Genomic DNA, 12,876 nt, shown 5'->3' with positions numbered 1-12,876 from the left:
CGCTCCGCGTGAGCGGAGCGGCTCGCTTCGCTCACCGCCGGCGGCACGCGCTCCGCGCCCGCCGCCCAACCGCAGGGCATCCGGCCCGCGTTGCGGGCCGGGGCCGGCCTCCAGCCGGCCCGTGGCCTCCGCTGCGCTCCAGCCACGAAAAGCGCAGCGACGGGGATGGAGCGCGGGTCAGACTCCCCCTACCGGCCAGGCGTGCCACGCTCCGCGCGGCCCACCCACAGGGCTCAGGCCACAAGCAGCAACAAGAGGAGAGGGGGTGACAGGTGGTCGGGAGGGTGAGAGGCCGAACACAGGTCGGGGCGGCATGGGTTGCCGGGGCGGGCCGGTGCTTCAAAGATAGGAGCTAGATTGAGACTGGAATGAGGGTCCGCCACCCCTGACCGGGAAATGCGGCGTGGATAACGATTGGGGAGAGGTGGGTTGAGGTTAGCGAGAAAAGTGCGCAATTGCCGGGAGAACCTGCCGGAAATAACGGTGTCGGAAACGGAGGGAAATGGAGTGGGAGCATTCGCGGGTGATTAGTCGAAACGGACCGGGTGGCGTTCGGGTGCTGGAGGGAATGAGAGCTGCGCGCGGCGGGGTATCTGTGTTCGGGGCCGTCGGTGGGCGAGGGCGACGCACCACGGTTGAGCCTCGCGCGCGCGTGCGCGTCTTACTGATAAAAGGGGCCCGCGAGGAAACCCGCTCTGACCTGCGGTTTTGTGAGGGGCTATGTGTTGCCCCTGACACATCGACCTGCGGTTTTGTGCCTCGCCCGACACAAGAGCACCGCATTTGGCCCCGGAAAGAGGTACAAACTGCGTTCGTGCTGGTCAGGGGCGTATTCGCCGGTCGGGTGGCGGGAGGTGATGTGTCGGCGTCGACACCAGGGGGCCACGCCGACAGGGACAAAGGTCCCCCTGGGCGGGGACAATCTCGGCTAGGGTGCCGGGCACCACACAAGATCGAGCAGCAGGAGCCAGGGTGGCCGGGGAAGCGAGTCGCTCCACCAGCAGAGGCCGGCGGTCGGCGAGCCGCGGTGAGCCCGTGACGTCGCCGCTGGCGGACAGCTTCGCCAGGGCCCTGGACCGGACGCCGCCGGAGCGCGGGCGGCCGGTGAAGTCGGCGAGCGTCGAGTACAAGTACCGCGAGCCCCACGACGCGTGGGGGCGCAGCGGCTACAGCATGGTCAGCAACGACTTCCTCGCCGACGTCCTGGCGGTGCTGATCGCCCGGTACGGCATGTCGCCCGTCCAGTCGGCCGTCCTGCTGTTCTGCATGGGCCGCCAGGTGGAGGGGCGGCTGCGGATCACCCACATCAAGGTCGCCCGCCACCTCGGGGTGGAGCGCGCGAACGTCACCCGGGCGCTGGGCAGCCTGGAGAACTGGCACATGATCCAGCGCAGGGCGAACTCGCTGATCGTGGTCAACCCGCTGATCTGCTTCAAGGGCAACGGCGACCTTCAGCGCGAGGCCCTGGAACAGCTGCGGCAGGACGCCAGGGCGGCGCTCAGGAAGCACTTCCCGGAGATGCGGGAAGATGTTGAGGCGCTGGAGCAGGCGGCGAGCGAGAGCTTCCCGGAGTTCGCGCGGCCGGCGGTTCCGGAGCCGCGCACGCGGCAGCTGGCGTTCGGCGACAACGACGTGGAGGAGCGAGCATGCTGATCCAGGCCACCCTCGGGTTCGCGCAGCTGCACCGTCTGGAGCTCTCCAAGGCCGCCTACGACCTTCTCAGCGCGATGATGGAGGTCCAGCGCCCTGGCGGCGAGGTGAACGCCTCACAGGCCGAGCTGCGGGCGCGCGTGGGGCTCAGCAAGAACCGCACGTCGATCGCGATGAGCCAGCTGGTCGAGCGGAACGTCGTCCTGCGCCCCGAGGGCCGCTACCGCAGCTACTTCATCCACCCGTACTTCGCCGGGTACGCCACGGTCGAAGAGATGGAGGGGGCGCTGCGCGAGGCCACCGAGGCCATCAAGGCCGGCGCCCTGGCCGCGCCGGAGGTCCCCACCCCGCCCGCCCCGCAACGGCACCTGTCCGCCGTGCCTACGCGTCGCAGCGCTTGACCGGCCGCCCGGCCGGGCGACCGCCCGGGTGACACGACATCAGCGGCGCCGCACCCTTCAACGGGGCGCGGCGCCGTTCTCGTGCGCTGGGAGGTGCCACCCCGCACGGCACTCATCGCGGTGTTGACGTCGGCGGAAACTCCCTCAGCCAGTGGACAAGGGGAGCCAGATCGGCCTGGGGGAGTTCGCGGTCGGCCCTCTCTGTGGCGGCGAGCAAGACGGGCACCAGGGCTTGGAGTGCTTGCCACACGTCCTCGCCGACGTACTTGCGGCTCTTGGGATTGTCAGCTGCCGAACGCAGCTGTTCCTCGATCTGCGGAGCCATCTTGCGGATCTTCGTGAGGGACCGCGAGAAGTCCGCTGGGGAGGGCGCCGGTGGTTCCTGGCGCGGGAGCGGGGGACGAAGTCGTACGGCGTGGCTGTAGCGGGCGGTGATGCCGAGTAGGACCGCCGGCGGGCGGCGCCGGTAGTTAGCGAAGCGCCCATCGCCGGGATCGCGCTGGCTCTCCCGCTTGTTGCACGGGTGGCATAGAAAGCCCCTGGCCTGGTCGGTCTGATGGTCGTGGTCCAGGACGAGTGAGTCGGACGACGTCCCGCCCTGCCGACCGTGGCGTCCACAGATCGCACAACGGTCCTTCTGCCAGGTGAAGAGGCTCGCTTCCGTGCTGAACCGTGTTGGGGCGAGGGCAGACGCGGGCAGCGGCCAGAACCAGCACGCGGGTGCCAGGTGCGGAAGCCAGCGGTCGACCAGCCTCTGCGCACCTTCCACCATCTCCTGGACGGCTCCGAGTTCCTCCTGGTCCAGATGCCGCAGGCAGGCGGGCACTCCCGGAAGGGTGCCGTACCTGCAGGAGCGTGGGTCGCCGTTCCCGTTGACGTTCCAACTGCCTCGACAGCGGCCGGCGCGATGACGTTCAACCACGCGCTGAGCTTGCAGGACCCGTTCGACAAGCCGTGGCGTCATGAGGCGGGACATCCCCGCGGCCCACAAGGCTCGGTCGCTGAAGACGGCCTGTACGCCGACGGTTTGGGGGCGAGTCGTCGCATGGGACATAGCGGCACCGTAGGGGACCCGCCAGCGGGCTGGCGCTGAGGGTTGCAGCGCGCCGTGCGGCAGCCGAACGACTGTTTGCTGCACGGCGTGCTGCTCTCGGTGCAGCAGGGCCTGCTGCCCGAGCAGCACCCTTGCGGTGCCTGGGGCCGGCCTTCGAATGTCATCGCTCTCCGGCACCCGGATCACCGGTAGCAGCACCTCGAGCAGCAGACGCAGCAGCGCCCCGGACCCGAGCAGGTCCGGGGCGCTGCTGCATGCTGATCAGGCTTCGACGTACGCCACGATCGTGATCGTCCCCAAGGCGCTGGCGAAGAAGATCACGCGGACGCCGTCGACCTCGTCCGCGTAGTCGCGCAGCAGGGTGCCGGGCACCTCGGTGCCGAGCTCCGGGTTGACGCTGATCGCGACGATCGCTCGGTCCAGGCGGTGCGTCTCGGACGCGGTGAGCTTCGCCAGCTGGGTGAGCGCGGGCTCGACCATGATGACGCGCGAGCGGCGCGCGCCGTGGTCAGGCGACACGCGGCTGCTCGTCCGCGAGGCGGGCCAGGTGGGCGTCGCGGGCGGTCTCCCACGGCACGCCGGACTCCGGCGAGGGGTAGCCGTTGGCGGCGATGTCCTCCAGGACCGAAGCGAGGGCGTCCGTCTTGGCGCGCTCCGCGGCCGCGTACGCGCGGGCGGAAGCGGCGGCGTGCTCGTCGAGGGGCTGGCGGGCGGGCGCGGGGGCCGGCTGCTGGCTCATCCGGGGCTCCTGGGCTTCTGTCTGGCGTGTGGCACCACGGTATCGCCGGGGCGTGCCACCTGACCCCAGTACGGGCGAACCGGAGCGGCAAGGGCTCTGCAGGGCGCGGGGCCGGCGGTTTCGGCTCCGCGCCACCCGACACGGAACGTGATCACCGGCCGGTGGGGTGTCACGCTGTCGCGCCTGTCACGTGGAAACGGCCCGGAGGGGGGTTTCCGGGCCGTATCCACGCCTATATGTCCGAATTGGCAGACTTTCGAGCGTGGGCTGTCACGCGGTCTTCCGGCGACGTGACAGCGGGCGTGACAGGGGGCAATTACCCACAGTGAGCCTGACAACTGGTTGTCAGGTCCGGAGCGGGGGGCCAGATGTGCGGGCCGGTGCACTGCCCGCAGGCGGCGCAGCCGGCGCACTCCATGCAGAACTGGCGCGGGGTCAGCGGGCAGTGGCAGATCGGGTTCTAGTCGGGATCGTCGCCACCGGGGTAGAGGCTCTCGCCGAAGGGCGGCTCGGTCCAGGCGATGACGGACCCGTCGGCGAGCAGGTCCTCGTAGTGGTGCCCGATCTCGCTGTGCTCGCTCCAGGCGGCCACCACCACCTCGTCCGCCGCGCTCACGCCGTACCGCCCTTCACCGCGGCCGCGTTCTCCAGCCACGCGGCGAGCGCGGTCGTGGCGTCCGGGTCGGCCTGGGCGAGACGCCCGACGAACTCGAGGTCGCCGTCGACCGGAGCGCCGGTGCGGGCGAGGGCGGCGAGCAGCGCGGCACGGGCACGGACGGGGACGGGCAGCAGGCCGACGGCGGCGGCGCGGGCAGCCGGGTCGGCGTAGTAACCGGACCGGTCGGCGAGGGCGCGGGCGAGCCAGGCGTCGACCTTCGCCGCGCGGTAGTCGCCGCGGTCGTCCAGGAGGTCGCGGGCGGCTTCGTCCCCGGCCCGGCTCGGCACGCTCCGGTCGAGTCGGCCAGCCCCGCCGAGCCGGGCGAGTTCTTCGGCGCGGTCGGCGAGCTGCTGCTGCTCCTGGCGGCGCTGCTGCTCGGCTTCCTCGCGGCGGCGGTCTGCGGCGAGCTCCTCCTGGACGACGGCGTCGGCGTCCGGGTCGTACGGGCCGCCCGTCGCGGCGAGCAGCTGCACGACGCGCTGCCACTCCGCGAGCTCCGCGGCACGGCGGCCGCCGTCGTCGGCCGCGGCTTCGTCGCGGCGGTCCAGGTGCGCGTGCAGTTCGGCCTCTTCGAGCGCCGCCACCGCCTCGCTGTGCGTCATGCCCCGCGCGCGGCGCCGCACCGAGGACCGGCCGACCTTCGCGTAGTCGATCGGCGTGCGCGGAGCGCCGGCGCGACCGCGGGCCTCGGAGACACGGCGCGGCCGCCACCTGTCGGACGTGGTCATCAGCACTCGCTTCAGCTCTGGTACGAAAAATGAGGGCCCGTCGGTAATGCGGTTCGGCGGGCCGCTTACCCAGGTCTACCGCACGCCCGAATTACGCGCTGCTAAAACGCGATGTTCAACCATTCCACGTCCGCGAATTTCACCTCCAGGCCCGCACGGCCACCGCCGCCTTGACGGAAATAGGTGTCCGCGATGGCCTCTGCGACCGCGTCGTGTAGATCGCTCTGCGTCGCACCATCCTCCTGGGCGGCCAGGATCGCGGCCGCGTGGAAGGCGCTGACGGCCACGCTGATGTCCCGGACCCGGCCCGCGTCCGAGGTGCCCTCCGGACCGAACCCGAAGTACGCCCGGCAGGAGATGACCATCCCGCCCGAAGACGCCGCGTGCTGCCTCGCACGTGCTCTGACCTGCGGTTGCCACTCCGATTCCGTCTCCTGCACCAGCGCCTCCTTCAGACGCTTGTTGGGCTTGGTGGACTCGCCCGAGAGGTAGCGCTGCACCGTCTTGCGGGAGACGCCCAGGCGCTCCGCCAGGGACTTAATGGAGCCCTTCTCCCGCGTGCGAAGGAATTTCATCTGGGCGCGCGGCGATTTCGGCGCAGGCCGGGTGAACAGCTTCCGCTCCGCGCGGGCGAGGCCCTCCATCAGCTTGGAGCGCGTCCGGGCCGCCTGCGCTGCCTTCTCCTCATCAGTCATACGAACACCCCACCGGACCGGGCCTGTGGACAGAGACCGGTGACCAGACGGCTTCCCTTGCCCTCGAAGGGTTGACGGCGCAGGTCAGCGCGTCTTGGGTGGAAGGCCAGGTACAGAGCAAGGGGGCCGACCATGGAGCTGCTCAAGTTGTCGGACCGGCTGCCGCAGTGTTCGCGCTGCGGAGGCGATCTCATCATGAGCGCGGTGGCGCCGCAGGACGACGAGCACGGGCGGCCGATCCACCTGGAGCTGTGCCCGGCGTGCGACGCCGGCAATGTGGACCGGCCCGCAGCGGGACTGTTCGTGCAGTTCTTCGCCGACGCCGGCGGCCACGACGAGAGCCGCATTCAGGAGGCCGCCCACCTGCTGATGGAGTGGACGAAGGAGTGCATGGCCGCTCACGGCTGGTACTTGAAGGACGTCCCGCCCGAGCAACCCTGAACGGCCGCCAGGCGGCCCGCTGGCGGGCCTCTGCATGCCGCGTAGGGCTGCGGTCGGCTGCCGTGCGCTGCGCGGCCGGAAACCGCCCGGTCAGGTGCCCGGCGCCGCTAGAAAGGAGCGTCACAGTGTCGGCCGACCGGGGCGACGCCATCTGCTGAGGCGGGGGCGGGCTCACCGACGGCCTGCGAGGGAGGGAAGACCGCATGGCAGAGACCCCACTGGCCGCCGCGCTGAAGAACGCCATCGGCCACTACGCGACGGCTGTCGCCGAGAAGTTGCTGGCCGAGGGGACACCCGTCAGTTCTGTCACCGCTTGGGGCCGGTACGACGATGACGAGGACCGGGAGAAGCACCACAATGACGTGGAGGGCAGCGTCAACCTCAACGAGAGCTTCGTCCGCCGGTTCCTCCCGGACGCCGAGGCTGGACTGCACTGGTCCGGGACGTCCGGCTGGTGTCTGTGGAGCATGCCCAAGGGCCGGGCGGGCGCCGGCGGCTCCTTCTACGACGGTGCACGCTGGCTGGGCGCCGGCCTGATCCCCGAGCCCGACCGCGTGGCGGCCTTCCTCTCCGCCGTGCAGCTCGACCCGCACTCCGCGGGCAGCGACGACCGCCCCTTCTACCGCCAGCCCCTTGAGGACCTCTCCGGCCTGTGCGAACGGCTGCAAGCACACAGGCGCCTCTACTACGGCAACCCCAGCTACGAGCTGCGCTTCGACGAAGCCCGCTGCGGGGCCTACTACGACCGCACCGTCCAGGCGCTGACCTCCGGTGCCGACGACATCGTCAACGTGCCCGTGCGCAGGAGCGAGCTGGAGGCGCTGCTGCACCTGCTGGAGTTCGCCGAGGGCAGCAGCCACAAGCCCGTGCGCCTGTTCGCCGACTACCTGGCCGGGGACATCGCCCAGCGCCGCGGCGAAGGCGGCAGCGTCAACGAACACCGCAGGGCACTGGCGTACGCGCTCGAGGCCAAGGAGCGCAAGGAGCAGGCGGAACGCCGGCAGCAGAAGGATGACGACGGGGAGTAGGAGAGGCGAGCCGTGACCCGGGCCGGCTGGCGACGTTGGACACGGCAGCGCGTGCATGAACATCCGACCCCCCGCGGATACGCGTGTGAGGCCCCGCACCGGCGCAGCAGCGCAGGGCGGGGCCTCACGGCGTCCCGGCCGCCGCCTCTGCTCTTGATCGGCAACAGGAGGGTGCGGGTTGTGCGTCAGGTGCGCAACGGCCCGGACGACGGGCCCGGCGCACGGTCAGTCTGTGGGAATGGACAAGTTGATCGAGTTGGCCAGCACACTCGTCTCGGGGGCCTTCATCGCCGTCCTCGCGGCGTGGCTGACCAACCGCTCCCGCAACCGCCAGGAGCAGCAGGCTGAGATCGGCGCCCTGCGCGTGCAGGCGGATGCGATGACGGTGGCCGTGATGGAACTGCAGAGCGCGGCCACCACCAACCGGCTGCTGTGGGAGGGGCCGGCCGAGCGCGGCCGGACGTTCCTACTGGCCGTGCTCGCCTTCGCCGGCGGTGCCGCCCGCGCCCGGGTCGCCGGCGGCACCGACGTCCTGAGCGGGCTCGTGGGCTTCGGGCGCGCGGCCGAGCTGCTGAGCCGGGAGCGGATGGCGAGCAAGCAGACCGTGGCCGCCGTGCGCGAGCCGCTCACCCGGGCCGCCACCGCCGCCGCCCCGCTCATGCGCTCCTCCGACCCGGCCGTCGTCACCGCCACCGAGCAGCTGCTGAACGCCCTGTCGAACGTCGAGAACACCGCGCGCCTGGAGGCCGCGCTGGAGGCGTTCGGCCGGGCCGTCAACGCCGCCACCGCGCCACGGCTGTCCTGGTGGGCACGGCGCCGTGCCGCGCGTACAGCCTGACCGTGGCGGGCCTTCCGTAGGATGCGAAGCGCCGCGCCCCCCGGCAGCTCCAATGCCGGGGGGCGCGGCGCTCGTGCGGGAGCCGGCCTACAGGTCGATGTCGAGCCGCTCCACGTCGGTGAACTCCACGTCCAGGCCGTGCGCCCTGGAGTTGTTCGCCCGGAAGTACATCCTCGCGAGCCCGTCGGCGGCGATCTGCCGGAGCTGGTCCTCGCCGGCGCCCTGCTCCCGTGCGGTGAACAGCTGGTCGGCGTACTCGGGCGGCAGGGCCTGGGTGATGTCCCGGATCCGGGCATCGTCGGTCGTCCCCCCGGCGGCTTCGAAGCCGAAGCGGGCGCGGGTGGAGACGACGATCCCGGTCGTGGTCGCCGCCTTCTGCCTCGCCTTCGCGCGGACCTGCGGCTGCCACCTCTTCTTCACCTCGCTCTCCAGGCGGGCGCGCAGGTCCTGGCGGGGCCGCTTGAGCTTGCCCGTCACGTACCGCTCCACGGTGCGCTGGGAGACCCCGAGCGCCTGGGCGACGGCCGCAGTGCCCTTGAGCTGCTTGACGAGGTACTTCATCTGCGCCTGGGCGCTCTTGGGAGCGGGGCGGGTGAACGCCTTCTCCAGTGCGCGGTCCAGGCTGTCCCCGAGCGAGTCAACCATGGGTTACTCCCCTTCTCCGGCGGTCGGGTCAGCGGTCTTGATGAGGTTGGAGATGTTGAAGACGCCGCCGCGCTCCTCGAACAACTGCTCCGCCCACAGGACGGTCTGGGTGCCCTGGTGCTTGACCATCCCCGGCGAGACGCCGAGCCGGAAGCCACCGGGCACCGGCTTACCCTCGGGCGTGGTCGGCAGGAGGTCCAGCGGGGACGGGCCGGGCGAGGGGTAGACGATCGCGTCCGTGCCGATGGAGGTCGGGTACAGGTCGGCGGCGGCCGCCGTCTTCATCAGCTTGCGGTGCAGGCCGGTGCGCTGGCTGGCGAGCACGGCGGCCCGGATGTCCGGGCGCCAGTTCACCCGCTCCAGCGCCGGATAGGGCTCGTAGTACGGCACCTGGCCCCGGGAACGCTGGCGCAGCTTCCCGATCGCGCCCTTGGCCGTGGCCTTGATCGCGGTCTCCAGCAGCGCCATCGTCGGGTCGACCTGTTTGCGCCGCGCCATCGCCTCGAGGAAATCCTCGCCCTGGAGGTCGGTGGTGACGCCCATGTCGGCCATCGTGGCCACGTACGCGTCGCGCAGCCGCTTGTACCAGGAGTCCAGGTAGCGGCCGGTCTGGGTGCGCACGTACGCCTCGATCGGGGCGACGTCGAAGCCGAGCTCCACCGCGTAGGCGACGGTCGGCGTGGCGTACCAGGCCGGGCCGGTGGGGCGCTCGCCGGTCGGCGTGAACGGCGAGGGGAGCCGGTCGCCGTCGACGGTGCGGCCGTTGACCCGTACGCGGGAGAGGTCGACGTGGGACAGGTCGACCAGCCAGGAGCCGGGCAGCGACGCGTCGAACTGCGGGTTGCCGGGCAGGTGGGTCGGCCCGTTCAGCCCGATCGTGAGCCCGTTCGCGGCCGCGGCGTACGACATGTTGATGTCGATGGCGACCAGGTACGGGTTCGCGCACTCCTCGTCGGTCAGCGGCCGGCACCAGTCGTACGCCTCCTCCATCAGCATCTCGGCCGGCGTACGGATGTGGTGCCGGGCGAACTTGTCCTTGAGGATCGGGTGCTCGTCGGGGACCTCGCACTCCACCACCGGGTAGAGCTGGGTGAGGGCGTCGTCGTTGAAGGCCCGCTTGAACTCGCCGGTGGCCGGGTCCTTCTCCGCGCGGGTCGGCGGGCGCAGCGCGGTCATCAGCTCCAGGCCGGTCGTCGCGGTGGAGCCGCGCGGCGTCATCACCCGCGCCGCGTACAGGCCGAGGTAACGGGCGAGGTCAGCCGGGTGCATCGTCAGCAGCAGCTCCGGGTCGTCCTTACGGCCCCACTCCCTCGTGTTCAGCGCGTCCCACGGCAGGATGCACAGCTGCACGCAGCGCCGCCGGGAGCCCTCCGGGTCGCGGTAGAGCCGGGCCCACGGCCCGAGGCCCCGCTGCGTCATCTGCAGCCCGGCGCGCTCGATCTGCTTGACCACCTTGTGGCCGGCCGTCAGCCGTCCCGCGTGCCGCTCCTGTTCCGACAGGGCGGCGGGCAGCCCGTAGCGCTCCAGCGCGGAGGCGGTGAGGACGAGGATCGGGTCGGCGTCGCGGCCGTTGCGGTGCAGGCGGGCCTGCCCGAGCTTCGCCTCCGCCAGCGTCCAGTCGACCAGGGCCGGGATCGTCTTGGCGGGCACGTCCAGGACGAGGCCGCCGACGCAGTACGCGGAGACCTGCCCGTCGGCGTCGACGTCGATGACCGCCAGGGGGCCGTTCTCGAAGCGCGGGTCGACGTCAGCGGCCGCGGCCGCCGTGGTCTTCTTCGCCACCGCCTTCTTCGCGCCCGGGCGCCGCGACGACGCGGCGGGCTTCACGGCGGGCGTCGGTCGTACGGCAGCAGCCGGTGCCGGGGGCGCCGGCGCTTCGGCCGCCGGGGCGGGAACGGGCGCGGGCCCGGTGAACGCCTCCGGCACCCTCGGCGCCGAAGGCGGGGCGGGCGCGTCGTCGGGCGAGGCGGGGAAGCGGGCGGCGAGGCCCTCCAGCAGCCGGGCGTAGGCGGCGCGCTTCGGTGGCCGCGGCTCGGTCTTGCCGGTCTCCCAGTTCCCCACCGCCTCCCGGCGGGCGTCCAGCGCCTTCGCGATCTGCGCCTGGCTCAGGCCCGCCGCCTCCCGCAGACGCTTGCGCTCCGCAGGGGCCGGCAGGTCATCCTGTGCGACTTGCTCCAGCAGCGCATCGACAGCGCTGAACAGCTCGTTCTCAGTGGACACAGAGGTCACCTCCAATAGACAGCATATCCGATCGCGCATTGATTCGCGCACCCAGTCGCGCATGAATCGCTCATTGCGTGGGAGTGCAACACGCGGGCGGGTAAGCCACGCAACGGGCATTCGTGCAGGTCAGGGCTGCAACACAGGTGCGTTGCAGTGCCGTGTTGCACCGCGTGTTGCAGGCTCGCCCCCCCGGAAGTCCCGGGGCGGCACGGCGACGTTTCAGACCCGGGTCCGGCCGCCATGCGGAGCGGGTGCGGCTCACGGGCTGCGGGTAGCTCGTACGGGCGATCCGCTTCCCGGGCCGTCGTGTTCTGCCCTTCACGGTCCGGGCCAGGGAGTACATGTGGGCTGTGCACCGTGACCCCAACGACGTCCTGATGGAGACCTTCGCCGAGACGTTCGGTGAGCGGCCCGACGACTGGCCTGACGGCGTCCTGCTGTCCGTCCCCTACTTCGGCATCGTCCTGGCGTGTCTGGGGGACGAGAACAAGGACGAGGACGAGGCGGTCGACTTCCTGCGCCGCGCGGAGGCAGCCCTGCTGGACGACACCCCCGCGCTCTTTCCGCCGACGGGGTACAGCGATCGGCTCGCCGCGAACCTGCCGTCCTGGTGGTCCGCGCACTGCGACCGCTCTGCTCGCCGGCTGTCGGCATGGATCGCGCTGACGGGAGCGCACCGGCTGCTGAACGGCGACGAACGAGACATCTTCCGCTTGTGCATCGGGGCAGCGCTCAGCGCGTGCGAACTCATCGAGGAGCGCCAAATCCGCGCCAACGTCCAGGCGTTCTCCGCACGGATGGCCCAGCTGAGCGCGACCGGCAAGTAAGGACTGCGACGCTCCGAGGTGCCCCTCCTGACCTCCGGCATCGGCGTCCGGGCCCGGCGCCGCCCCGTTGGGACGCCGGAGCCGGACGGCTTGTTCATCAGCCGATGATGTCGAGGGTGACGCGGTGATGGAGCTGTGCCGAGGTGATCGTCACGAACACCGTCTCGCCCTGGGAGTCGCGGGTGATGCCGACGATCCGGAAGCCGGGGGATCCGGCCGGGATGCCGAGGGCCGCGCAGACGGTCTCGTTCATCGGTTCGGCGGTGATGACCGACTCGGTGCGGGCGACGTCCCAGCCGAGCCAGTCCGCGACGCGGACGCCGGCCGGTGCCTTCGGTGACGTCTCGCCGGCGGGGGTGAGCATCGGCGGGGTGCCCTCGTACCCGTCGGGCACCTTGGCCGCGATCTCGTAGGGCATCACCGTCATCTTGTGCTGCACGGGCACTCCGTCGACCGACCGGATGCGGGTGCGCTCGACGACGGTCGCGCCCTCGGTGATGCCCCATGCCGTCATCTGGGCCGTCGCGTCGAGCTGGCGCACCAGCGTCGTCTCCTCTGTCGCGGCCCCCTGGGCGGTCGGCTTCCACGCCTGGGCGACCGCCAGGTCCGGGGGCGTGAAGGTGCCCAGATGGGCGTCAGACTGCCGGGACGCCGTGACACGGGTTCCACTGCGGGCATCGGTGCGGACCAGGCCGAGCGCGCCCAGCGCGGCGTAGGCGGCGGATGCCGTCTGCTGGCTCACTCCATGTTCTGCCGCGAGGTCTCGCACGGTCGGGAGCTTGCTGCCGTGCGGGTACTCACCTTCGATGATCTTCTGCCGTAGCTGCGCTGCGATCGTGCTGGCGTCCATGTGTGTCCTCCGGCTCGGCGGCGGTGCCTGGCTCGCGCCCTGATCCTGTGTCAAGCCAGGACTTCAACTGTATTGACAGCGCGAGTTGCTGAGAACCGG

At 71.2% G+C, this 12,876-nt stretch carries 15 protein-coding genes; 6 read left to right on the top strand and 9 right to left on the bottom strand.

Annotated elements, in window-relative coordinates:
- Nucleotides 1-1,035: 1,035 nt before the first annotated feature.
- Nucleotides 1,036-1,653 carry a replication/maintenance protein RepL gene (locus tag IE287_RS34765; RefSeq protein ID WP_189853339.1) on the top strand — a complete coding sequence of 206 codons (618 nt, stop codon included), beginning with the start codon at nt 1,036-1,038 and terminating at the stop codon, nt 1,651-1,653.
- On the top strand, nt 1,647-2,051 hold the full coding sequence (locus IE287_RS34760) for a hypothetical protein (protein ID WP_189853337.1): 405 nt from the start codon (nt 1,647-1,649) through the stop codon (nt 2,049-2,051). Before IE287_RS34765 ends, IE287_RS34760 begins: the two co-directional genes overlap by 7 nt.
- Nucleotides 2,052-2,163: 112 nt before the next feature.
- Here the strand turns inward: IE287_RS34760 and IE287_RS34755 are convergent, their stop codons facing one another.
- The 6 genes from IE287_RS34755 to tpg (IE287_RS34730) form a co-directional block, all read right to left on the bottom strand.
- Complete coding sequence (locus IE287_RS34755) at nt 2,164-2,877, bottom strand: endonuclease domain-containing protein (RefSeq protein WP_189853335.1); 714 nt, start codon at nt 2,875-2,877, stop codon at nt 2,164-2,166.
- Nucleotides 2,878-3,366: 489 nt separating this feature from the next.
- Complete coding sequence (locus IE287_RS34750; RefSeq protein WP_189853333.1) at nt 3,367-3,624, bottom strand: hypothetical protein; 258 nt, start codon at nt 3,622-3,624, stop codon at nt 3,367-3,369.
- Nucleotides 3,614-3,844, bottom strand: a complete 231-nt coding sequence (locus IE287_RS34745; RefSeq protein WP_189853332.1) for a hypothetical protein — start codon at nt 3,842-3,844, stop codon at nt 3,614-3,616. The genes IE287_RS34750 and IE287_RS34745 overlap by 11 nt, the downstream gene beginning before the upstream one ends.
- 460 nt (nt 3,845-4,304) lie before the next feature.
- On the bottom strand, nt 4,305-4,460 hold the full coding sequence (locus IE287_RS34740; RefSeq protein WP_189853330.1) for a hypothetical protein: 156 nt from the start codon (nt 4,458-4,460) through the stop codon (nt 4,305-4,307).
- Complete coding sequence (locus tag IE287_RS38915; RefSeq protein ID WP_229883936.1) at nt 4,457-5,230, bottom strand: hypothetical protein; 774 nt, start codon at nt 5,228-5,230, stop codon at nt 4,457-4,459. Before IE287_RS38915 ends, IE287_RS34740 begins: the two co-directional genes overlap by 4 nt.
- A 101-nt stretch (nt 5,231-5,331) precedes the next feature.
- Nucleotides 5,332-5,925, bottom strand: a complete 594-nt coding sequence (tpg, locus tag IE287_RS34730) for a telomere-protecting terminal protein Tpg (RefSeq protein ID WP_189853329.1) — start codon at nt 5,923-5,925, stop codon at nt 5,332-5,334.
- Between the two features lie 132 nt (nt 5,926-6,057).
- Here tpg (IE287_RS34730) and IE287_RS34725 point away from each other — a divergent pair, with 132 nt between their 5' ends.
- The 3 genes from IE287_RS34725 to IE287_RS34715 all read left to right on the top strand — a co-directional run bounded on the left by IE287_RS34725 (nt 6,058) and on the right by IE287_RS34715 (nt 8,232).
- Nucleotides 6,058-6,366, top strand: coding sequence for a DUF6300 family protein (locus IE287_RS34725; RefSeq protein WP_189853327.1), 309 nt, complete (start codon nt 6,058-6,060; stop codon nt 6,364-6,366).
- A gap of 203 nt (nt 6,367-6,569) precedes the next feature.
- Complete coding sequence (locus IE287_RS34720) at nt 6,570-7,394, top strand: DUF6292 family protein (protein ID WP_189853325.1); 825 nt, start codon at nt 6,570-6,572, stop codon at nt 7,392-7,394.
- Between the two features lie 238 nt (nt 7,395-7,632).
- On the top strand, nt 7,633-8,232 hold the full coding sequence (locus IE287_RS34715; protein ID WP_189853323.1) for a hypothetical protein: 600 nt from the start codon (nt 7,633-7,635) through the stop codon (nt 8,230-8,232).
- An 87-nt stretch (nt 8,233-8,319) separates the two neighbouring features.
- On the opposite strand, the gene tpg (IE287_RS34710) is transcribed toward IE287_RS34715, so the two are convergent.
- A complete protein-coding gene (tpg, locus tag IE287_RS34710; RefSeq protein WP_189853322.1) occupies nt 8,320-8,877 on the bottom strand; it encodes a telomere-protecting terminal protein Tpg in 558 nt (185 codons plus the stop codon).
- Between the two features lie 3 nt (nt 8,878-8,880).
- Complete coding sequence (gene tap / locus IE287_RS34705; protein WP_229883935.1) at nt 8,881-11,097, bottom strand: telomere-associated protein Tap; 2,217 nt, start codon at nt 11,095-11,097, stop codon at nt 8,881-8,883.
- A gap of 380 nt (nt 11,098-11,477) precedes the next feature.
- Between tap and IE287_RS34700 the strand changes: the two genes are divergently transcribed.
- The gene (locus IE287_RS34700; RefSeq protein ID WP_189853318.1) at nt 11,478-11,927 is read left to right on the top strand and encodes a hypothetical protein; all 450 of its coding nucleotides are present in this window, start codon (nt 11,478-11,480) and stop codon (nt 11,925-11,927) included.
- A gap of 97 nt (nt 11,928-12,024) precedes the next feature.
- Here the strand turns inward: IE287_RS34700 and IE287_RS34695 are convergent, their stop codons facing one another.
- The gene (locus tag IE287_RS34695; protein WP_189853316.1) at nt 12,025-12,777 is read right to left on the bottom strand and encodes a GntR family transcriptional regulator; all 753 of its coding nucleotides are present in this window, start codon (nt 12,775-12,777) and stop codon (nt 12,025-12,027) included.
- Nucleotides 12,778-12,876 lie beyond the last annotated feature (99 nt).

Source organism: Streptomyces omiyaensis (assembly GCF_014650895.1).
Taxonomy (GTDB): domain Bacteria; phylum Actinomycetota; class Actinomycetes; order Streptomycetales; family Streptomycetaceae; genus Streptomyces; species Streptomyces omiyaensis.
The sequence above is the reverse complement of the archived record's forward strand: the minus strand, read 5'-3'. Positions and strand labels throughout refer to the sequence as shown.

What these genes read in the sequence shown, in the direction of transcription:
- IE287_RS34745 (WP_189853332.1), bottom strand. Translation starts at nt 3,844, where the DNA reads ATGAGCCAGCAGCCGGCCCCCGCGCCCGCCCGCCAGCCCCTCGACGAG.
- IE287_RS34695 (WP_189853316.1), bottom strand. Translation starts at nt 12,777, where the DNA reads ATGGACGCCAGCACGATCGCAGCGCAGCTACGGCAGAAGATCATCGAA.
- IE287_RS34725 (WP_189853327.1), top strand. Translation starts at nt 6,058, where the DNA reads ATGGAGCTGCTCAAGTTGTCGGACCGGCTGCCGCAGTGTTCGCGCTGC.
- IE287_RS34720 (WP_189853325.1), top strand. Translation starts at nt 6,570, where the DNA reads ATGGCAGAGACCCCACTGGCCGCCGCGCTGAAGAACGCCATCGGCCAC.
- IE287_RS34715 (WP_189853323.1), top strand. Translation starts at nt 7,633, where the DNA reads ATGGACAAGTTGATCGAGTTGGCCAGCACACTCGTCTCGGGGGCCTTC.
- IE287_RS34760 (WP_189853337.1), top strand. Translation starts at nt 1,647, where the DNA reads ATGCTGATCCAGGCCACCCTCGGGTTCGCGCAGCTGCACCGTCTGGAG.
- IE287_RS34700 (WP_189853318.1), top strand. Translation starts at nt 11,478, where the DNA reads ATGGAGACCTTCGCCGAGACGTTCGGTGAGCGGCCCGACGACTGGCCT.
- tpg (WP_189853322.1), bottom strand. Translation starts at nt 8,877, where the DNA reads ATGGTTGACTCGCTCGGGGACAGCCTGGACCGCGCACTGGAGAAGGCG.
- IE287_RS38915 (WP_229883936.1), bottom strand. Translation starts at nt 5,230, where the DNA reads ATGACCACGTCCGACAGGTGGCGGCCGCGCCGTGTCTCCGAGGCCCGC.
- tpg (WP_189853329.1), bottom strand. Translation starts at nt 5,925, where the DNA reads ATGACTGATGAGGAGAAGGCAGCGCAGGCGGCCCGGACGCGCTCCAAG.